The organism is Mesonia profundi (assembly GCF_031085155.1).
Taxonomy (GTDB): Bacteria; Bacteroidota; Bacteroidia; order Flavobacteriales; family Flavobacteriaceae; genus Mesonia; species Mesonia profundi.
Genome location: NZ_JAVHUL010000023.1, coordinates 19,666 through 40,908, shown reverse-complemented (window position 1 = coordinate 40,908; position 21,243 = coordinate 19,666). Strand labels below are relative to the sequence as shown.

17 protein-coding genes are annotated in these 21,243 nt (G+C 37.0%); 15 read left to right on the top strand and 2 right to left on the bottom strand.

The features are described 5' to 3' along the window. Nucleotides 1-342: 342 nt before the first annotated feature. On the bottom strand, nucleotides 343-1,281 hold the full coding sequence (locus RBU60_RS09570; protein WP_308864675.1) for a YeiH family protein: 939 nt from the start codon (nucleotides 1,279-1,281) through the stop codon (nucleotides 343-345). Between the two features lie 69 nt (nucleotides 1,282-1,350). After that, nucleotides 1,351-2,241: a LysR family transcriptional regulator gene (locus RBU60_RS09565; RefSeq protein WP_308864674.1), complete on the bottom strand. Its 891-nt coding sequence runs from the start codon at nucleotides 2,239-2,241 to the stop codon at nucleotides 1,351-1,353. 96 nt (nucleotides 2,242-2,337) lie between these two features. Between RBU60_RS09565 and RBU60_RS09560 the strand changes: the two genes are divergently transcribed. The 15 genes from RBU60_RS09560 (at nucleotide 2,338) to RBU60_RS09490 (ending at nucleotide 21,137) form a co-directional block, all read left to right on the top strand. Then, nucleotides 2,338-2,880 (top strand): NADPH-dependent FMN reductase, encoded by a 543-nt coding sequence (locus RBU60_RS09560; protein WP_308864673.1) that lies wholly within the window; start codon nucleotides 2,338-2,340, stop codon nucleotides 2,878-2,880. Beyond that, a complete protein-coding gene (locus RBU60_RS09555) occupies nucleotides 2,881-4,167 on the top strand; it encodes an anthranilate synthase component I family protein (protein ID WP_308864672.1) in 1,287 nt (428 codons plus the stop codon). A gap of 65 nt (nucleotides 4,168-4,232) precedes the next feature. Next, a complete protein-coding gene (gene tilS, locus RBU60_RS09550; protein WP_308864671.1) occupies nucleotides 4,233-5,537 on the top strand; it encodes a tRNA lysidine(34) synthetase TilS in 1,305 nt (434 codons plus the stop codon). Next, complete coding sequence (locus tag RBU60_RS09545) at nucleotides 5,534-7,576, top strand: protein-disulfide reductase DsbD family protein (RefSeq protein ID WP_308864670.1); 2,043 nt, start codon at nucleotides 5,534-5,536, stop codon at nucleotides 7,574-7,576. Before tilS ends, RBU60_RS09545 begins: the two co-directional genes overlap by 4 nt. A gap of 144 nt (nucleotides 7,577-7,720) precedes the next feature. Next, nucleotides 7,721-9,583, top strand: coding sequence for a CocE/NonD family hydrolase (locus RBU60_RS09540; RefSeq protein ID WP_308864669.1), 1,863 nt, complete (start codon nucleotides 7,721-7,723; stop codon nucleotides 9,581-9,583). A gap of 3 nt (nucleotides 9,584-9,586) precedes the next feature. Next, the gene (locus tag RBU60_RS09535; RefSeq protein ID WP_308864668.1) at nucleotides 9,587-11,395 is read left to right on the top strand and encodes a DUF885 domain-containing protein; all 1,809 of its coding nucleotides are present in this window, start codon (nucleotides 9,587-9,589) and stop codon (nucleotides 11,393-11,395) included. A gap of 172 nt (nucleotides 11,396-11,567) precedes the next feature. Then, nucleotides 11,568-12,554 carry a 6-phosphofructokinase gene (gene pfkA, locus RBU60_RS09530; RefSeq protein WP_308864667.1) on the top strand — a complete coding sequence of 329 codons (987 nt, stop codon included), beginning with the start codon at nucleotides 11,568-11,570 and terminating at the stop codon, nucleotides 12,552-12,554. Nucleotides 12,555-12,576: 22 nt separating this feature from the next. Further along, nucleotides 12,577-13,581, top strand: a complete 1,005-nt coding sequence (gene gap / locus RBU60_RS09525; RefSeq protein WP_308864665.1) for a type I glyceraldehyde-3-phosphate dehydrogenase — start codon at nucleotides 12,577-12,579, stop codon at nucleotides 13,579-13,581. 5 nt (nucleotides 13,582-13,586) lie between these two features. Beyond that, on the top strand, nucleotides 13,587-14,456 hold the full coding sequence (locus RBU60_RS09520; RefSeq protein WP_308864664.1) for an N-acetylglucosamine kinase: 870 nt from the start codon (nucleotides 13,587-13,589) through the stop codon (nucleotides 14,454-14,456). Further along, complete coding sequence (pgi, locus tag RBU60_RS09515) at nucleotides 14,437-16,047, top strand: glucose-6-phosphate isomerase (protein ID WP_308864663.1); 1,611 nt, start codon at nucleotides 14,437-14,439, stop codon at nucleotides 16,045-16,047. Before RBU60_RS09520 ends, pgi begins: the two co-directional genes overlap by 20 nt. A gap of 77 nt (nucleotides 16,048-16,124) precedes the next feature. After that, complete coding sequence (locus RBU60_RS09510; protein WP_308864662.1) at nucleotides 16,125-17,663, top strand: YifB family Mg chelatase-like AAA ATPase; 1,539 nt, start codon at nucleotides 16,125-16,127, stop codon at nucleotides 17,661-17,663. 4 nt (nucleotides 17,664-17,667) lie between these two features. Beyond that, a complete protein-coding gene (locus RBU60_RS09505) occupies nucleotides 17,668-18,825 on the top strand; it encodes a DUF2891 domain-containing protein (protein WP_308864660.1) in 1,158 nt (385 codons plus the stop codon). A gap of 7 nt (nucleotides 18,826-18,832) precedes the next feature. Further along, entirely contained in the window at nucleotides 18,833-19,540 is a 708-nt protein-coding gene (gene pxpA / locus RBU60_RS09500) for a 5-oxoprolinase subunit PxpA (protein WP_308864658.1), read from the top strand. 20 nt (nucleotides 19,541-19,560) lie between these two features. Next, nucleotides 19,561-20,289, top strand: a complete 729-nt coding sequence (gene pxpB, locus RBU60_RS09495; RefSeq protein WP_308864657.1) for a 5-oxoprolinase subunit PxpB — start codon at nucleotides 19,561-19,563, stop codon at nucleotides 20,287-20,289. Continuing rightward, nucleotides 20,286-21,137 (top strand): 5-oxoprolinase subunit C family protein, encoded by an 852-nt coding sequence (locus RBU60_RS09490; RefSeq protein ID WP_308864656.1) that lies wholly within the window; start codon nucleotides 20,286-20,288, stop codon nucleotides 21,135-21,137. Before pxpB ends, RBU60_RS09490 begins: the two co-directional genes overlap by 4 nt. Nucleotides 21,138-21,243 lie beyond the last annotated feature (106 nt).

The window sequence follows — 21,243 nt, the reverse complement described above, 5'->3', positions numbered from 1 at the left end:
ATAAAAAAATCCGAATCGTATTGATTCGGATTTTTTCATGACTTTTAATAGGAAACTATCTTCAAGAAGTCAAATTAAGCAGTACTCGGAAAAATTTATTATAATAGATTTACTCCTAAACCTATTGATGTGACATTAAAATCATATGGAGAACCTGAATCAAGCCCGCCTGAATGAATCCATTTCGGGCAAGTTCAGGTTGAGAAATCAAAATTTTATATAGTCTTTATATTATCTTTTTGATTTGATAATACATCTGAATACTAATATTTAAGAAATTAAATCTAACTTCTATGTTCTAAAAGCGAAGCGTTCTAACATCTTAGCCAGACACGACTAGCTTTAAATTACATACAAGATATAGCCTAAAGAAATAACAGAGATGATGACCCAAAGCGAAACTCCCAGCACGATAGGCTTAGCTCCGCTTTCTTTAATGGAGGCGAATGTAAGTCCGGTGCCGACAAGAAATAAGGTTAGAATCAATAACTGTTTAGAAATTTCAGGAATGTTGAAACTCATCCATTCGGGTAGATTAAGGTAGGAGTTCGCAATTACTGCTAGTACGAATAGTAAGATAAACCAAGGAATTTTAATAGAATTGGATTTACCTTTAAACAAAAACATAGAAAATATAGATAAAGGAATAATCCATAAAGCTCTACTTAACTTTACGGTGACCGCAATATCTAAAGCTTCTTCTCCGTATGCTAAAGCTGCACCTACTACAGAGCTCGTATCGTGAATAGCAATGGCACTCCATAAACCAAAATCTTTTTGGGATAATCCCAATTGATGTCCTAAAACGGGAAAGATAAAAATAGCCAGCGCATTTAAAAAGAAGACTACGCCCAAAGCGATAGAGATGTCTTTTTCTTTAGCTTTAATCACCGCCGATACCGCTGCAATGGCGCTTCCTCCACAAATCGCCGTTCCCGAAGCAATCAAATAAGAAATCACTCTATCTAATTTTAATAGTTTTCCTATAAAATATCCTAGAATAAGCGTGGTACTAATGGTGATAATGGTAAGTAATAAACCTTCTTTTCCTACTTCTAAACTTTTATTCAAATCCATTCCGAAACCAAGGCCAACCACCGAAATTTTTAATAACCACTTCACTGTTTTTCCGCTTAATACAGGAAAAGGATTAAAGAGTAAATTGGTGAGTATAATTCCCATTAATAAGGCAATGGGAGAAGAAATAAAAGGGGTGAGACACAAGAGCGCTGCCAATGCAAAAATTACTTTTACATAAATAGGATTTATCTTTTTAAGCATGTTTGTTTATTTTATCTGCGCAAAGGTCGGGCAAATAAACGGATGCTACTCAACAAACATTGTGATAGGTTATAACCTCTTGTTATGGGTTAAATAAAAGAATTTCTTAATTTGATCAAAAAATAAAGAACGTTCTCCCTGAAGACTTACAAAGTAGAGCGGACGTTTGATTTCAAAATTTTCAATATCAATGACTTGAAGTTGCTGATGTCTTAAATCATCAAAGACCGAAGAGATAGAGACAAAAGCATAACTAGGCGTAGCATACAAATAAGACTTGATACTTTCGGTGCTGCCCAAAATCATATCGATGTTGAGGTCTTTTTTACGAATTCCGGCTTTGGCCAAGCGATTCTCCAAAATAGAGCGGGTGCCAGATCCTTCTTCTCTAATGACTAGAGGAAGTTTAAGAAGATCTTCTAAAGAGATGGATGAAGTTAAGTTGTTTCGGGTAGAAGTAACCAGTACCAGTTCATCATCCAAAAACTTCTCGTAAGTTAATAAAGGATTGTGGTTGCTGCCTTCGATGAGTGCAAAAGAAAGTTCGTATTGTTCAATTTTACGTTCAATCTGAGTTGAATTATCGTTGACAAGGGAAAACTCCGTGCCCGGAAAATTCTTCTTTAATTCAGCCAAAGAAGGAGGTACAATATATTGAGCGATGGTGGTACTCGCACCAATCTTCACTTTTTTAGGTAACTTTTCCTGAAGAGCCAAAAAATGATTTTCGGCTTCGTGATAAAGGTTGAGAATTTTTTCAGCATAAAAAAAGAGATCTTGTCCTGCGGAAGTAATTTTAATGGTATTTTTTTGACGTTCAAACAGCTTTACTTCATATTTCATTTCCAACTCTTTAATATGTTTGGAAACCGCTGGCTGAGAGAGGTATAAATTTTTTGAAGCCTGAGAAAAACTCAATGTTTTTACCACTTCATTAAAAACACGTAATCTAAAATCCATCGCTACATATTAGAAAGCTAAAATTAAGGATTTTTTAAAAGAAATAGTTTTCATATTCAAGTAAAATGCAGTTATTTTAGGCCTTATTACAATCTTATGGGTAAAATTTTAGTTTTTGCAGGGTCAAGTAGTTCCATTTCTATCAATCATGCCTTGGTTACTTCCGTAGCGAATCAAATCGTAGATCATGAAGTGGAAATTATTCGTTTAACCGATTTTGAACTTCCTGTCTATAGTTATGATATAGAAAAAAATGAAGGCATTCCTTTAAATATAACCCGTTTAAAAAATAAAATAGATCAAGCAGAGGCGTTAATTATTTCGGTGAACGAACATAACGGAACGGTTTCTAGTTTCTTTAAAAATGTATTAGACTGGTTGTCTCGTTTTGATCCAAAATTTTTGGAAGGTAAAAAAGTACTGTTAATGAGTACTTCTGCGGGAAAAAGAGGTGCAGCTTCTGCTTTAGCGTATACAGAGGCTATTTTACCAAAATTTGGAGCTCAAGTGGTGGCTAGTTTTAGCTTTCCTTCATTTAATGAGCATTTTGATTTACAAGAGCTTAAAGTTACCGATGAAACTTTACAATTAGGAATTATTGATACCTTATCTAATTTTTTACAGGAAATAGAAAGTTAATTGAGGACTTATAAAACATTTAAACTAAAAGATACGAGCGCTTTTAAGGCGCAAGCTTTGCAATGGAGTCAGGAGTTTGAGGAGGTAATTTGGTTAGATTCCAATGCCTACAATGAGCAAGTGAACTACGAAGCAATTCTTGCCGTAGATGCTTTTACGGCCTTAAAAACCGATACCCTCCAAGCTTTTGAAAAGCTGGAAGAATACCAGTCTACCACCAAAGATTACCTTTTTGGTTACCTTACTTACGACCTTAAAGAAGATACGGAAAAGTTAAAGTCTAAAAATTTTGATGGATTGGGTTTTCCCGATTTGTATTTCTTTCAACCTAAAAAAATAATTCGCATCGAGGGAGATTCAGCTGAATTTCTCTACCTAAATATGGTAGATGACGAAATAGAAACCGATTTTGTACATATTTGTTCTTTAGAGGTCAAAGCACCAGTTCAACAGCAAACGGCTGCGCTTCAAGCACGAATTTCTCCCGAAGAATATTTGAAGAAAGTGCATCAGATGAAAGTTCATATTCAGCGAGGCGATATTTATGAAGCCAATTTCTGTCAAGAATTTTATGTAGAAAATCAAGAAATCAATCCGCTTCAAAGTTATTTAGAACTCAATGCGATTTCTCAAGCTCCTTTTGCTACTTTTTTACGCCTAGAAGAACATTATGCGTTGAGTGCAAGCCCCGAGCGTTATATTAAAAAAGAAGGGCAAAAAGTAACTTCTCAACCTATAAAAGGGACGGCCAAGCGGTTAGAAGATCCTATAGAAGATGAAAAATTAAAGAAGAAGCTTCAAAATGATCCTAAGGAAATTGCCGAAAACGTGATGATTGTAGATTTGGTGAGAAATGACCTTTCCAAAACCGCTTTCCGCGGAAGCGTAAACGTAGATGAGCTTTGCGGATTATATAGTTTTCAACAAGTGCATCAGCTTATTTCTACCGTTTCTTCTCAACTTAAAGAAGGTGTAAGTCCGATTGAAGTGCTTCAAACCACTTTTCCTATGGGAAGTATGACGGGCGCGCCAAAAATTTCGGCCATGAAAATTATTGAAGAACTGGAAACCACCAAACGCGGACTTTATAGCGGCAGCATTGGTTATTTTACGCCAGAAGGGGATTTTGATTTTAGCGTCATTATTCGCACGATTTTATACAATTCTAACAAAAAATACACCTCTTGCTCGGTGGGCAGTGCGATAACCATACAATCAATTCCTGAGAGCGAATACGAAGAATGTTTAGTAAAAGTTAAAGCTTTGAAGAAAGCCATAAGTGTGTAACTTAGGTTGCTTAAGTTTTGTGGGGAAATGGTATCTTTGGAAAGCGAAAAAAGTGCCCAGGTTAAATGCAACACCGTTTTTCTAAACATATACAAGAAAATTTTCCATCCCTAACTTCTCAAGAAGTTGTTTTAGCCATTAGTGGCGGGGTAGATAGCGTGGTTTTGGCTCACTTGCTTCAGCTTTCTCAAGTCGATTTTGCGTTAGCCCATGTCAATTTTCGCTTACGCGGAAAAGAAAGCGACGCTGATGAGGTTTTTGTAAAAGAACTGGCGCAGCAATTAGGTTGTCCTTTTTATGTACAACATTTTGATACCAAAAAATTTGCTGAAGATCACGGAGTTTCTATTCAGATGGCTGCACGCGATTTGCGTTATGCTTGGTTTGAAGAATTGTGCGCGCAAGAAAACTACAAAAGTTTACTAACGGCACATCACGCCAATGATAGTTTGGAGACTTTTTTTATCAATTTAATGAGAGGAACGGGACTTACTGGCCTTACAGGAATTCCTGAAAACAATCAGCTTGTAGTTAGGCCTTTGTTAATTTTTTCGAGAGAAGAAATAGAGGCGTTTGCTAAAGAGAACGATATTAGCTGGCGAGAAGATGCCAGTAACCAGTCCAATGCTTATTTACGGAACAAGATTAGAAATCAGGTTTATCCTATTTTAAAAGAGGAAAATCCAGATGTGATTTCATCCTTTTTAAAAACTCAAGCGCATTTACAAGAATCTGAAGCTTTGCTAGAAGATTATACAGCGCTTTTATTTTCTAAGATCGTAAAAGAAACCTCTTGGGGATATGAGTTAGCTATCCAGGAGTTAAAAAAAATCCCGAATTCTAAAGCGGTACTTTATCAATTACTCAAAGATTTTGGCTTTACGGAATGGGAAGATGTGTATTTGCTTTTGGAAGCGCAATCGGGGAAACGAGTTTTTTCTAAAACGCATCAATTATTGAAAGATAGGGAAGTGCTTATTTTAGAGAAAATCAAAAAGGAAGAGGAAGGTTCCTTTAAAGTGAACGCTAAAGAAGACTTAATTTTTTCGTTAGGTATTTTAAAACAAGAGAAAGTCGAAAAAATAGAAGAGAAAACTAAGAATACGGCTTATTTTCCGATAGAACTTCTTAAATTCCCGCTCGAATTGAGGAAGTGGAAACCAGGGGATTATTTTTACCCTTTTGGAATGCAAGGAAAGAAGAAAATTAGCGATTTTCTCATCGATGAAAAAATTCCGGTAACGGAAAAAGAGAAGATATGGGTTTTATGCAATGAAACAGATATTATCTGGATTGTGAATCATAGAACCGACGAACGATATAAAATACAACCAACCCAAAATATACTTAAATTTAACCTTATCCCATGAGACTATATTTAACCCTTTGTATTGCTTTTTTAAGCATTGGCCAATCCTTCGCTCAGTTTCCCGGCTCTGGACTTCAAGAGATAAAGAGTCCTGCCAAATGGGAGGCAAGCGTGAAGCAAGTTTCTGACCAAGAATATGAATTAATTTTTGAAGCAGAAATTGACGACGAATGGCATATTTATTCTCAGCATACCCCAGAAGGCGGACCTATTCCTACTGGATTTGAATATATAGATGCAGAAGGGAACTATGAATTAGAAGGAGAAGCTAAAGAAAGCGAAACCGATAGAGCTTACAATGATATTTTTGGTGTAGACGAGGTGTATTTCGCAAACGAAGCTAAGTTTACGCAAAAAGTTAAGCTGATTAATGAAGATTTAGGCTTGATTAAAGCTCAGATATTTTACCAGATTTGTAAAGAGGTTTGTATCAATGAAGAATATTACTTTGTATTCAATATTAAAGATAAAACTGCGGAAGTATTCACCAATTTTGACGATTTTGAAGCTTACCAAATTGGAGGAAAAGAAGAGGTAGCAGTAGAAGCAGGAGCAACAGATAAGCCCGTAGTTTCAGAAAAATTACAAAAAGAAGAAGCTAAAGTAGACCGTGGTATTTTTACCGTATTCTGGGTAGCTTTTCTATTTGGTTTTGTAGCCTTATTAACGCCTTGCGTTTTCCCCATGATTCCTATGACGGTTGGTTTCTTTACCAAGCAAAGTAAAAATAAAGCCAAAGGAGTTAAAAATGCTTTGCTTTACGGATTTTTTATCGTGCTTATTTATGTGGTATTGGGAACTATAGTGACCGCTGTTTTTGGCGCCGATGCCTTAAATGCACTTTCCACAAGCGTCACCTTTAATATTATATTCTTTGTCATATTAATCATCTTTGCAGCTTCCTTTTTAGGAGCTTTTGAGATTATGCTGCCCAATTCGTGGGCCAATAAAGTAGACAAGCAAGCCGATAAAGGAGGAATTGCAGGAATATTCTTTATGGCTTTGGCCTTAGCGATTGTATCCTTTAGTTGTACAGGACCAATTGTGGGTTCTCTCTTGGTAGAAGCAGCTTCTAAAGGAGGAATCGCGCCGATTGTAGGAATGTTAGGATTCTCTCTGGCGATTGCTATTCCGTTTGTGCTTTTTGCTATGTTGCCAGGATGGATGAATTCTTTGCCAAAATCTGGTGGATGGTTAAATACTGTAAAAGTAGTTTTAGGATTTTTAGAACTAGCCTTAGCCTTTAAATTCTTATCGCAAGCCGATTTAGTTTTGGATGCGCATTGGTTAGAACGCGAATTGTTTTTAGCGATTTGGATTGCTGTGTTCTCAACTTTAGTGCTGTATCTTTTCGGAAAAATTAGTATGCCTCACGATTCTCCTGTGAAACACATTTCTGTAGGAAGATTAGGATTTGGATTAGTGGTATTAACCTTTGTTATTTACTTGATTCCAGGACTTTGGGGAGCGCCATTAAAAATAATTAGCGGTTTCCCACCACCAATGAATTATAGTGAATCCCCATACGGAGTTGGATTTACCAAAACGGGTGGCGGAAGTGCAAATTATGATGAAGGAGATTTCCCGGAACACGCAGAGCTAGGTCCGCATGATATTCTAGCCTTCACAGATTATGAAGCAGGAATGGCTTATGCTAAAAAAGTAGGCAAGCCAGCAATGATCGACTTTACCGGTAAAGCCTGTATTAACTGTCGTAAGATGGAAGAGCGGGTTTGGAGTGAGCCACAAATTTTAGGAAGATTAAAAAGTGATGTGGTATTGATCTCTTTATATGTAGATATTCAAAAAAAGTTACCAAAAGAAATGCAGTACACCAGCGAAACAACTGGAAAAAGAATACGTACTGTTGGAAATAGATGGAGCGACTTTCAGATTGAAAGATTTGGGGTTAATGCACAACCTTATTATGTTTTACTGAACAGTAAAGAGGAAATGCTAAATACGCCCGCCTCTTATATGCCAGATGTAGATGAATATGAAGCTTGGTTAAAAGAAGGTTTAGGAAATTATAAAGAGTAAATCCTAAATTATATTCCTAACACGGAAAACAACAAAAACCTCTAAAGAAATTTAGAGGTTTTTTGCAATTTAACCCATAAAGACTTCCGTAAAGAATAACTTTTTCAAGATTATTAATACCTTTAGGCTACAAAAATTCAACTCATGAAAACTAAGTCACTTTATTACTTCTTTTTAATCGTTTTCTTTTCGGTATGTAACCTTTCGGCGCAAGATGAAGACTACCAAATTAAAGAGCATTACGACAAGCAAGAAGTCGACATTGAGATGCGTGATGGTATAAAATTGCACACTACCATTTATTCTCCTAAAGACAAATCGCAAAAATATCCCATTATTATGCAGAGAACTCCTTACAGTTCTCGACCTTATGGGGAAGATCAATTTCGTTCTAAAGTAGGTCCCAATGAGTTCTTAATGAAAGAAGGAAATATTATTGTGTATCAAGATGTACGCGGACGTTGGATGAGTGAAGGGATTTATGATAATATGCGTGCTTTTATTCCGAATAAAAAAGGAAAAGAAATAGATGAAGCGAGCGATACTTATGATACGATTGAATGGTTGGTGAACAATGTAGATAATAATAATGCTAGGGTGGGAACTTGGGGAATTTCATATCCCGGTTTTTATGCGACCTATTCCTTACTTTCTGAACATCCTGCCTTAAAAGCAGCCTCTCCACAAGCTTCGATAGCCGATTTCTTTTTTGACGATTTTCATCACAATGGCGCTTATATGCTGAGCTATTGGAGAGCGATGGCTCTTTTTGGATATCAGCAGGACGGTCCAACATATAAAGCTTGGTTTAAGTTTCCCGATCTTGAAAGTAAAGATCAATATCAGTTTTTCTTAGATCATACGCCTATTAGTCAGTTAGATGAATATTATAAAGAAGATAATATTTTTTGGGAGCAATTTAAAGCGCATCCTAATTATGATGAATTTTGGCAAAAAAGAGGAATCATTCAGCATTTAAGCAAAGTCAAAATTAAACCTGCCGTAATGGTTGTAGGCGGACTTTTTGATGCGGAAGATCTTTACGGACCCCTTGAAACGTACAAGAATATTGAAGCCAATAATAAAAACTACAATACGCTTGTTTTTGGACCTTGGAGTCACGGGGATTGGGCAGGAACTAAGAAAAGACAGGCGATAGGGAATGTTTATTTTGGAGATGACATTTCGCTTAATTACCAGAAAAATATTGAAACCCCTTTCTTTAACCACTTTTTAAAAGGTAACGGAAAAGGAAAAGAGGCTGTTTTAGCAGAAGCAACCATGTACGATACCGGTTTAAGAGCGTGGAAAACTTATGAGCATTGGCCCCCAAAGAAAGCGGTGACCAAAAAATATTACTTAGGAGAAAATGAAAGTTTACATACCTTACCAAAACCTAATGAAAAAGTAGAGTTTGTAAGTGATCCTAAAAAGCCAGTTCCTTACTCTGAAGATATTAAAATGGTGTTTACACCTAGAAAGTATATGACAGACGATCAGCGGTTTTCGGCAAGAAGACCTGATGTATTGGTTTTTGAAACTGAAATTCTTGAAGAAGATATGACTTTGGCAGGAGAAATTATGGCCAAATTAAAAGTAGCCACCACAGGAACAGCAGCCGATTGGATTGTAAAAGTAATCGATGTGTATCCCGATGATGCCGAAGATTATGAAGAAACTCAGGACTATTTAAAAATGAGTAATTACCATATGATGGTCCGCAGCGAAGTGCTTCGTGGTAGGTTTAGAGATAGTTTTGAAAACCCCAAAGCTTTTACTCCTAATAAAAAGACGACGGTGAACATCAAATTGCAAGACATTCATCATACCTTTAAGAAAGGACATAAATTACAGATACAAGTGCAGAGTACGTGGTTTCCATTAATCGACTTGAATCCGCAAACCTATGTACCTAACATTTTTAAAGCTAAAAAAGGAGACTTCAAAAAACAAACGCATACCGTTTTTGGCGATTCTTCCGTAGAGTTTCAATGGTTAAAAAACTAAGGAATGAAAAAGTATATTTTAATCTTAAGCAGTTTTGTAATCATCTCTTGTCAGGATAAAAAGTCATCCAATCCCAAACAAAGTTCTTTATCTGAAGATAAAAAAATAGAGCAATTTTTTGAAAAAACTTTTCAGGAAGACCTTGCCGACTCACCTATGATGCAAACACGTTTAGGAAAGAAAACGGATTATGGTAAATGGGATGATTTCTCCAAGAAGAAGTATCCAAAAGAGTTAGAAAAGAGCAAAGTACGGCTAGCTTTTCTAAAGGATAGTATCAAGAAATCAAAGTTATCTGAAGAAAACCAGCTGAGTTATGCGTTGATGAAAAATCAGTTGAAGAATGAGATAGCAGATTATAAATATCGTTTTTACGATTATCCTGTCAACCAGATGCACGGTTATCAAGCAGAGTTACCTGCATTTTTAATCAATATGCATCAAATTGATTCTGAAGAAGATGCCAAAGCTTACATTTCTCGTTTAAACGGAATGAAGCAAGTGTTCGAAGATGTCTCTGAAGGTTTAAAGATTAGGGAGAAAAACGGCGTTTTACCTCCTACATTTGTCTTTGCTAAAGTATTGGATGATGCTCAAAATGTAATTAAAGGATATCCTTTTGAAGACGTAAAAAGACCAAGTACGCTATGGAAGGATTTTACATCAAAGCTGGAGAAGTTGAAACTTAAAAAAGAAGAGAAAGCCTCTCTTAAGCAGGAAGCAAAAAAAGCCATGTTAACTCATGTGGCCCCTGGATTTAAAACCTTAATAGCGACATTACAAGATGAAACGCAACGTTCGGTTTCAGATGCGGGGGTCTGGAAACTTCCTAAAGGAGATGCGTATTATAACAACCGCTTAAAACGCATGACGACGACGAATTTAGGGGCAAACGAAATTCATACTATCGGACTTAAAGAAGTAGAAAGAATTCATAAAGAAATGGAAGCCATCAAAGAGAAAGTTGGTTTTAAAGGTTCTTTGCAAGAGTTTTTTGATTTTATGCGTAATGATTCTCAATTTTATTATGAAGATTCTGCAGAAGGCAGAGAAGCTTATCTTACTGAAGCCAAACAAATCATCAATGCCCTGAAAGGAAGGTTGGGAGACTTGTTTAACGTGCTTCCCAAAGCAGATATTAAGGTAAAAGCCGTAGAAGCTTTTCGGGAGAAAAGTGCGGGGAAAGCTTTTTATCAAGCTCCGGCTTTAGACGGGTCTAGACCTGGAATATATTACGCAAACTTATACCATATGAAAGCCATGCCTAACTATCAAATGGAGGCCTTAGCTTATCATGAAGGTATTCCTGGTCATCATATGCAAATCGCTATTTCACAAGAATTGGATAGTATTCCTATGTTTAGAAAATTCAATTTTTATACCGCTTATGTAGAAGGTTGGGGATTGTATACCGAGTTTTTACCTAAAGAAATAGGCTTTTATAAAGATCCCTATTCAGATTTTGGACGATTGGCGATGGAGCTTTGGCGCGCTTGTCGTTTGGTGGTAGATACAGGTATTCATGCGAAGAAATGGACGCGTGAAGATGCCATTGCTTATTACAAAACGAATACACCTAATGAAGAAGGAGATTGTAAAAAAATGGTGGAAAGACATATTGTGATGCCAGGACAAGCTACCGCTTATAAAATAGGCATGCTTAAAATTTTGGAGCTGAGAAGAAAAGCAAAAAAAGAGCTTAAAGATAAATTTGATATCAGAGACTTCCATGACGCGGTGCTTTCTCAAGGACCTTTACCATTGAATTATTTAGAAAATCAAATCGATAAGTATATTGAAGCTAAAAAATAAATTCTAGCCTTTTCCTCAACTAGTTAGTTAGGATACCAAATTTGATTCGGAATCTTTTAAACTAAATATATCATCTTACTTTAAGAGGAAGTTTTTGCATAGTCTTTTATTTTAGCTAAGTTTTAGTAGTTTAGAATGGGCATTTTAGTTAAATTCAAATAATATTGAGTCTATGAAAACAAACATACAAAAGATAGGAGTACTCACTTCTGGGGGAGATGCTCCGGGGATGAATGCGGCTATTAGAGCGGCAGTTAGAGCTTGTGTTTTTTACGAAAAAGAATGTACCGGGATTTACCGTGGTTTTCAGGGCTTGGTAGAAGGAGATTTTATTCCCTTAGGAGCAAGGTCTGTAAAGAATATGATTAACAGAGGAGGTACTTTTCTAAAGTCGGCGCGATCTAATGATTTTAGAACGGCAGAAGGCAGGAAAAAAGCTTACGATCATCTTAAAGAAAACGAAATAGACGCCCTTATTGTAATTGGCGGCGATGGGACGTTTAAAGGCGCATCGCTTTTTCATGAAGAGTTTAATTTTCCTGTAGTGGGAATTCCTGGAACCATAGATAATGACATTCGGGGTACAGATTTTACCATAGGCTATGATACTGCTTTAAATACAGTGGTAGAAGCTATTGATAAAATTCGGGATACAGCCAATTCGCATAACCGACTTTTTTTAGTTGAAGTTATGGGAAGAGTTGCGGGAGATATTGCTTTAAATGCTGGGATTGGCGCTGGAGCGGAAGAGATTTTAATTCCGGAAGAAGATCTAGGAAAAGATAGATTGGTAGAATCTTTAGCAAAAAGTAGTAAGTCTGGAAAAACTTCGAGTATTGTCGTGGTTTCTGAAGGAGATCAGATTGGAAAGAACATTTTTGAGTTAGCAGAATATATAGAAGAGCACCTAAAACAGTACGAAGTAAGGGTCACGGTCTTAGGTCATATTCAACGAGGTGGCGCCCCAAGTTGTTATGACAGAGTCTTAGCGAGTAGGCTTGGTGTGGGAGCGGTAGAAGCTCTTTTAGAAAACAAAAATAATGTGATGGTGGGGGTAAAGCACAAAAAGATTGTAGTGACTCCGTTTAAAGAAGCCATTGCGGGATCTAATGAAATCGATTGGGATTTATTAAAAGTAGCCGATATTATATCCATATAACTAAAAAAATAGAAGAAGAAACATGAAAAAAATAAATATAGCCATCAATGGTTTTGGAAGAATAGGGAGATTAACCTTTAGAATTGCCAGCCAACGAGAAGACATTAATATTGTAGCAATTAATGATTTGGTAGACGTAGAGCATTTAGCTTATTTACTAAAATATGATTCGGTACACGGTAGATTTCCTGGAGATATTAACGTAAACAACGGAAATCTTGTCGTGAACGGAAAAGAAATCCGCGTAAGTGCAGAAAAAAATCCTTCAGAGTTAAAATGGGATGAAGTAAATGCAGAGGTGGTTATTGATTGTACAGGTATTTTTAAAACCAAAGAAAGTGCAGGTCAGCATTTAAAAGCGGGAGCTAAGAAAGTAGTGATATCGGCGCCTTCTAAAGACATTCCTATGTATGTAATGGGCGTGAATCATAAAGAGTTAACTGCAGAAGAAACTATTGTTTCTAATGCTTCTTGTACTACTAATTGTTTGGCGGTTTTGGCTAAAGTGATTGAAGATCATTACGGGATAGAAGAAGCTTTGATGACTACGGTTCATGCAACAACGACTTCTCAATCTACCGTAGATGCACCTTCCAAAAAGAATTATAGAATAGGAAGAAATGCCTTGGCGAATATCATTCCCACAACCACAGGAGCAGCGCTTGCCGTAGGAAGAGTGATTCCTTCCCTTGACGGAAAACTTACGGGGATGGCTTTTAGAGTACCCACGCCAGATGTGTCTGTCGTAGATCTTACGGTGAGAACCAAAAAAGCGGTTGCTTTTAAAGAGTTAAAAGCGACCCTAAAAAAAGCTTCTGAAAATGAATTAAAAGGAATTTTAGGCTATACAGATGAAGGCGTAGTTTCTCAAGATTTTGTTTCAGAGCCGAGAACCAGTGTATTTGATGCAGAAGCGAGTATAGGTTTAAATGAGAACTTTTTTAAATTGATAGCTTGGTACGATAATGAGTTTGGTTATTCTTCAAAACTAGTAGACTTAGCCACTTACGTCACAACAATCAAGTAAAAAAGATGGTTTTAGTAGCAGATGGCGGTTCAACAAAATGCGATTGGGTGGTTTTAGACCAGAAGGGTATGGTTATTTTAGAAACCAAAACAAAAGGCTTAAATCCGTCTGTATTTCAGGAAGAAACCTTGTCGAGCCGACTTCATGCCAATCTCGAATTACAACAAATAAAAGGAAAAATTTCTCAGGTAGAATTTTACGGTGCGGGCTGTGGAACCAAAATCCCGACACAAAGGCTAAAACGAATTCTGGAAAGCTATTTTTCTAAAGCGACAGTCTTGGTAGAAGAAGATACCATGGCCGCGGTTAAAGCCTTGAAGCAGCACCCTAGCATCGTTTGTATTTTGGGTACTGGAAGCAATGTGTGTTTTTATGACGGAGAAAAAATTAATAACCCAGTAGCTTCCTTAGGTTATATTATCATGGATGAAGCCAGTGGGAATTTCTTCGGAAAAAAACTGCTGCAGGATTATTTTTACCGAAAAATGCCAAAAGAAACAGCTGAAGCTTTTGAGCAGAAGTTTGATCTAAATCCAGATGAAATCAAAGAGCACCTCTATCAACGAGAAAACCCCAATGCTTATTTGGCAAATTTTGCCTCCTTTATATTTACTCAAAAAGAAATAAACCCTTATTTTTACCATATTCTAAAGGAAGGAATTGTAGAATTCATAGAAAATAGAATTTTGTTGTTTGAAGAATCAAACAAGTATCCCATTCATTTTGTGGGTTCTATCGCTCATTTTTCTAAAGCGATTATAAAAGAAAGTTTACGAGAAAGAGGATTGGAGTTAGGAGAAATTATAAAAAGACCCATCACTCATTTAATAACACACCATCAAAACAAGATATCCAATGGCGTTAAAGAAAATTAACCCCATAGAAACAGTGGCTTGGAGGAAACTTCAGGAGCATTATCAAGACATCAAAGAAAAAAAGATGGTCGATATGTTTCAGGAAGATGGGGAACGTGTGAATAAATTTCATGTAGAATGGGATAAATTCTACCTAGATTACTCTAAAAATAGACTGGATGATACCACCAAAAAGCTACTTTTAGAACTTTGTGAAGAAGTAGATCTTAAAGATGCTATTCAAAAGCAGTTTAGAGGAGAGGTCATCAATGCTACCGAAAATAGGGCCGTGGCACATACACGTTTGCGCGCTCAACAAAAAACCAAAGAAGTAGAAGCTGCTTTAGAGAAGATGAAAGTTTTTTCTGAAAAATTGATTGGTGGAGATTGGAAAGGAGCAACTGGCAAAAGTATTCAGCATGTGGTTAATATTGGTGTTGGTGGCAGTGATTTGGGCTCTCAAATGGTGCTCGATGCCTTAGCGGCTTACCAAAACCAGTTGCAAGTTCATTTTGTATCCAATATAGATGGCGATCACGTCAACGAAGTTCTTAAGAAAATAGATGCAGAGCGAACCGTCTTTATTGTGGTTTCTAAAAGCTTCTCTACCCAAGAAACTTTAAGTAATGCGACTACGATCAAAAACTGGTTAATAGATAAAGGCTTTACGGAAAAAGACATCAATCAGCATTTTGTTGCCGTAAGTGCTTGCAATGAAAAAGCCAAGAATTTCGGAATCTTAGAAGAGAATATTTTTCCCATGTGGGATTGGGTTGGTGGTAGATTTTCACTGTGGAGTGCGGTGGGTTTAGCGATTTGTTGCGGAATTGGTTATCAAAACTTTACGGAAATGCTTGACGGAGCCCGGAAAATGGACGAGCATTTTGAAAAAAACTCGTTTGATCAAAATATACCTGTGCTTTTAGCGCTGATTAGCATTTGGTATAACAATTTTTTTCTTACAGAAACGGAAGCGGTAATCCCTTACTCCCAATATTTACAAAAATTTATTCCTTATTTACAGCAAGGAGTGATGGAGAGTAACGGGAAAAATATTGACCGTAGTGGTAAGAAAGTAAGCTACCAAACTGGGAATGTCATTTGGGGTGAGCCGGGAACCAACGCGCAGCATGCTTTTTTTCAATTAATTCATCAAGGTACCAAGTTAGTTCCTTGCGATTTTATTGGTTTTAATAATTCCGTGCACGGAAATAAAGGGCATCATCATAAATTAATGGCTAACTTCTTTGCACAAACACAAGCTTTTCTTTCTGGAAAATCTCAAGCCACGATTGAAGAAGAAATTAAAGAGCTTTCTCTAGAAGAGCAAGAAAGAATAAAGGCGTATAAATGTTTTGAAGGAAATAAACCTACCAACACCCTTTTAATAGAGCGTTTAACGCCAGAAACCTTAGGAAGTCTCCTTGCGATGTACGAGCATAAATTGTTTGTACAAGGCATTATCTGGAATATCTATAGTTACGATCAATGGGGGGTAGAGTTAGGGAAACAATTGGCTTCTAAAATATACCAGCAGTTAGAGACAAGGGAGATCAATACAGATTTAGATGCCTCTACAAGGCGTTTATTGCAGCAGTTTTTAACAAAATAATTCAACATTAAAAAAGAATATCATTTCATTTACAAGTTTGTTTTAAAATATTGCTATTTTTAAGACAAACTAAAGCTATGCTGGTAAAAGTTTATGGAAGTGCTGTTTTTGGGGTTGAAGCCTCTACAATTATTGTAGAAGTGAATGTAGCAAAGGGAATAGGCTATCATTTGGTAGGCTTACCCGATAATGCGATTCGAGAAAGCAGTTTTAGAATTGCTGCCGCTTTACAAAATAATAGCTATAAATTACCCGGAAAAAAGATTACCGTAAATATGGCTCCAGCCGATTTACGGAAGGAAGGTTCGGCTTACGATTTAACCTTAGCTTTAGGGATTTTAGCCGCTTCTTCTCAGATTAAAGCACCAAAAATAGAAGAATACGTGATTATGGGGGAGCTTTCTCTAGACGGGAGTTTACAGCCTATACGAGGGGCTTTGCCTATTGCGATAAAAGCAAAAGAAGAAGGTTTTAAAGGCTTTATCTTGCCCAAGCAGAATGCTAAAGAGGCAGCGATTGTAAGCGGTATCGACGTTTATGGAATTGAAAATATCACTGAGGTAATTGAGTTTTTTGACAAGCAAAAAGAATTAATCCCTACTATTGTTGACACCAAGAAAGAGTTTTACCAAAGTTTAGAAAATCCCGAATTTGATTTCGCCGATGTAAAAGGACAAGAATCGATTAAGCGTTGTATGGAAATCGCAGCGGCGGGAGGTCATAACATCATCCTTATTGGTCCGCCGGGATCAGGGAAAACGATGTTGGCCAAACGCTTGCCTAGTATTTTACCGCCTATGACTTTACATGAGGCTTTAGAAACCACCAAGATTCATAGCGTAGTAGGGAAAGTAAGGGAGAATGTAGGGCTTATGGCTCAGCGTCCTTTTAGGAGTCCGCACCACACGATTTCGGATGTGGCTCTTGTCGGCGGTGGGGCGTATCCGCAACCCGGAGAGATTTCTTTATCCCATAATGGCATTTTATTTTTAGATGAATTACCCGAGTTTAAGCGAAGTGTTTTAGAAGTGATGCGTCAACCTTTAGAAGATCGGGAAGTGACTATTTCTCGGGCTAAATTTACGGTGACTTATCCTTCCAGCTTTATGTTGGTGGCGAGTATGAATCCGAGTCCGGGGGGATATTTTAATGATCCCGATGCGCCGGTGAGGTCTTCTCCAGCAGAAATGCAGCGCTATTTGAGTAAAGTTAGTGGCCCTTTGTTGGACCGTATCGATATTCATATAGAAGTAACGCCAGTGCCTTTTGAGAAGTTGAGCGATGAGCGGCGAGGAGAAAGCAGTGTGAAGATTAGAGAGCGAGTGACCAAAGCGAGAGAAAACCAGACGCTTCGGTTTGAAGATTTAGAAAACATCCATTACAATGCCCAAATGGGAGTAGGGCAAATAAGAGAATTTTGCAAGCTAGAAGAAGCTTCCAAGCAACTCTTAAAAACAGCTATGGAACGCTTAAATCTTTCCGCAAGAGCGTATGACCGCATCTTAAAAGTTTCGAGAACCATAGCCGATTTAGAAAACGCAGAAAATATTAACGGAGAACACATAAGCGAAGCCATACAATATAGAAGTTTAGATAGAGATGGTTGGCTAGGATAAAACTATGAGAAAAATAGCAATTACATTAAGTTTATTGGCGTTGGTGGCTTGTAAAGACAAGAATCAAGAGGATACCTCAATTAAAGAAGAGCAAAAAACGGAGCAGGATACGAGCATTGTGGAAGAGATTTCTTCTAAAATTACAAATACAGAACCTGTGGTATTGAGCTTAGAGCAAGCCGAGAAATTGGTCAAAATGCCACTGGCATGCTTGCAACAAGAATTTCCTAATAAGTTGGGGCAAACCTTGGCTTCAGAAAAAGATCTTAAAAATCCAAAAGAGTTACATCCCGCATTTTACGGTTGTTTTGACTGGCATTCTTCGGTGCATGCGCATTGGAGTTTGGTGAGTTTTTTAAAACAGTTTCCTAATCTCGCTAAAGCGGAAGAGATGAAGGATTTGTTGAAAGCGAATCTTTCTAAAGAAAATATTCAGCAAGAAGTGCGCTATTTTAAAGCGGCACAAAATAAAACTTACGAACGTACTTATGGCTGGGCTTGGTTATTAAAATTAGCACAAGAAATACATACGTGGGAAGATCCTATGGCAGTGGAGTTGGAAGCTAATTTACAGCCTTTAACCAATCTAATAGTAAGTAATTTTCAGGAATTTTTACCTAAGTTAAACTATCCCATTCGTACGGGAGAGCATGATAATACTGCTTTTGCGATGGGCTTTGCGTATGATTATGCGGTGGCTACCGAGAATGAAAAATTGCAAGCTTTAATCTCGGCGCGAGCAAAAGACTTCTATTTATCTGATGATGATTGTCCAATTTCTTGGGAGCCCAGCGGATTTGATTTTCTATCCCCTTGCTTGCAAGAACTTCATTTAATGCAAAATGTATTGGCAGAACAAACCTTTAAGCTGTGGCTGAAAGATTTTATGCCGAAAATAAATAATAGAGACTTCGCATTGAAAGTAGGAGAAGTATCTGACCGTAAAGATGGGAAACTCGTACATTTAGACGGACTCAATTTTAGTCGTGCTGCCGTGTTGTTTAATCTTGCAGGAAAATATGAGGGATTTGCCCACTTAAAACCGATTGCAGAAGAGCATTTAGCTTATTCGTTCTCCAATGTATTAAACGATTCTTATGAAGGCGGACATTGGTTAACTACTTTTGCTTTGTATGCACATAACCAGCGCGTGAATAAATAGTATAGAAATGATAGATATTAACTGCGATTTGGCAGAAGGAGGAATATACGATGAGAGGCTAATGCCTCTCATTTCGTCTTGTAACATAGCCTGTGGAGGACATTTTGGAAATGCAGCAACGGTAGAAACTGCGGTTGAACTTGCTCTGAAACATCAAGTAAAGATTGGTGCTCATCCTTCTTATCCAGATCAAGAAAGCTTTGGAAGAAAAATCATTGACATAGAGCTACCTGAGTTGAGAAAGTCGCTTAAAAGTCAGATTTTATTGGTAAAAGAGATTACCGAGAGGCTAGGGGGGAGGCTTCATCACATTAAACCTCACGGAGCACTTTATAATGAATTAAAGCATCATGAGAAGAAATCAAAGATGTTGATTGAGTTAGTGCAAGAAATAGATGAGAAGCTCGTACTTTTTGTGCCGCCCAAATCGGTTGTAAAGGATTTAGCCGAAACCAAACTAAAAACCGCCATAGAAGGTTTTGCAGACCGTGCTTATGAACCTGATTTTAGTTTGGTTCCTCGAAGTGCAAAAGGAGCGGTTTTACATGATAAAAACAGTATTTTAAAGCGGGTGAAAATGATGGTAAATGAAGGAGAGATTATCAGTATAAAAGGGAAGGTTTTATACCAAAAATTTGATACGGTTTGTGTGCATAGTGATACCCAAAATTCGTTAGAGATTTTGGAGTATTTAAAGCTGAAATTAAACTCCTAAAAAATCAAAATAAACAACGTATGAAAATTGATCAACTTATTTTTCAAACCTTGGGAGAACGAGCTATTCTTATCTCCTGGGAGGAAAAAATAGAGAAAAATATACTGCAAGAGATCTTACAATGCAGAAAAATAATTCAAAAAAACTATATTGAATTAAATGTTGAGGTAATCAATACATATAATTCATTGTTAATTAATTATGGTTTAGGTATAGAAAATATTTATGGTGAAATATCTTTATTAAAAGCACTGCTTGTAAAGACCAAGTTAAGTAAAAAAATAAAAACAAATCATTATGTTCTTCCCGTTTGTTATGAAGAACAATTTGCATTGGATTTGGAAGAAATTTGCCAACACAAAAACCTGACTTCAGAGGAATTTATAAGTCTTCATACCTCTACCAATTACACCTTATTTTTTATAGGTTTTTTACCTGGGTTTTTATACTTGGGAGGCTTGCCTAAAACACTTCAAATTCCGCGTAAGAAAACACCGCGTTTAAACGTGAAAAAAGGAGCTGTTGGAATAGGAGAAAAACAAACCGGAATCTATCCTCAAAATTCTGCTGGAGGATGGCAACTTATAGGAAATTGTCCGGTGACATTATTTGATCCTTCACAAGACTCACCTTCTCCTTTTTTACCGGGAGATGAAGTTCAATTTAAATCGGTTTCTATAAAAGAACATCAAGAAATTTTAAGGCAAGTAGAATTGGGAGCGTATCAGATTCAAAAATTAGAAAAATGAGTGTAAAAGTAATTAAGGAAGGTTTGTTATCAAGCATTCAAGATTTGGGAAGATTTGGTTTTGCAGGGTGGGGAGTTCCGCAAAGCGGAGTTATGGATCGGTATTCGGCTAAAATGGCTAATCTTTTAGTAGGAAATCAAGAGTTTGAAGCTGTAATGGAAGTGACTTTATTGGGTCCTGTTTTAGAATTTCAAAAAGAGACTTTAGTCGTGGTGGTGGGATTAAAAGCCCAAGTAAAGTTAAATGATCTAAAAATAGAGCTTCTAAGGCCTTTTTTAGTTGAAAGCGGAGATCAACTTCATATAAAGCAAATCACGCAGGGAGTAAGAGCTTATGTGGCGGTTTCTGGTGGTTTTAAAACTAAAGAGTTTCTCAAAAGCCGAAGTCAGTTTTTCCCAATCACTAGTCATGCAAGTTTACAAAAAGGTGAAATTTCACCCTATAATTTACAAGAAGAGAATTCGGTCCAGCAGTTTGCAGGAATTAAATATGAGGCTAAACGCTACGCTTCTAAAGTTTTGGAAGTTTATAAAGGACCAGAATGGGATAGGCTTTCTAATGAATTACAAATTCAGTTGCAAATAGAAGTGTTGAGTATTTCTAAAAACAACAGCCGAATGGCGTATCAATTAACAGAGCAATTCCCAAATACTATAAAAGGGATGCTTTCACAACCTGTATTGCCGGGAACGGTGCAATTAACTCCAGGCGGTAATTTAATTGTGTTGATGCGAGATGCGCAAACTACGGGAGGCTATCCTAGAATTTTTCAGTTAACCGAGAAAAGTATACAAATCTTGTCGCAAAAGAAACAAGGGGATAAGATTGAGTTTAAGTGTATTGATTAGTTGGGACTGCTATTTTACAAAGATAAGAATTGTCACAACCACCCCCTTTTTCACAAGTGAAAAAGCCCCCCTCCTTACCGAAGGAGGGGAGCTTTTAAATAACAAT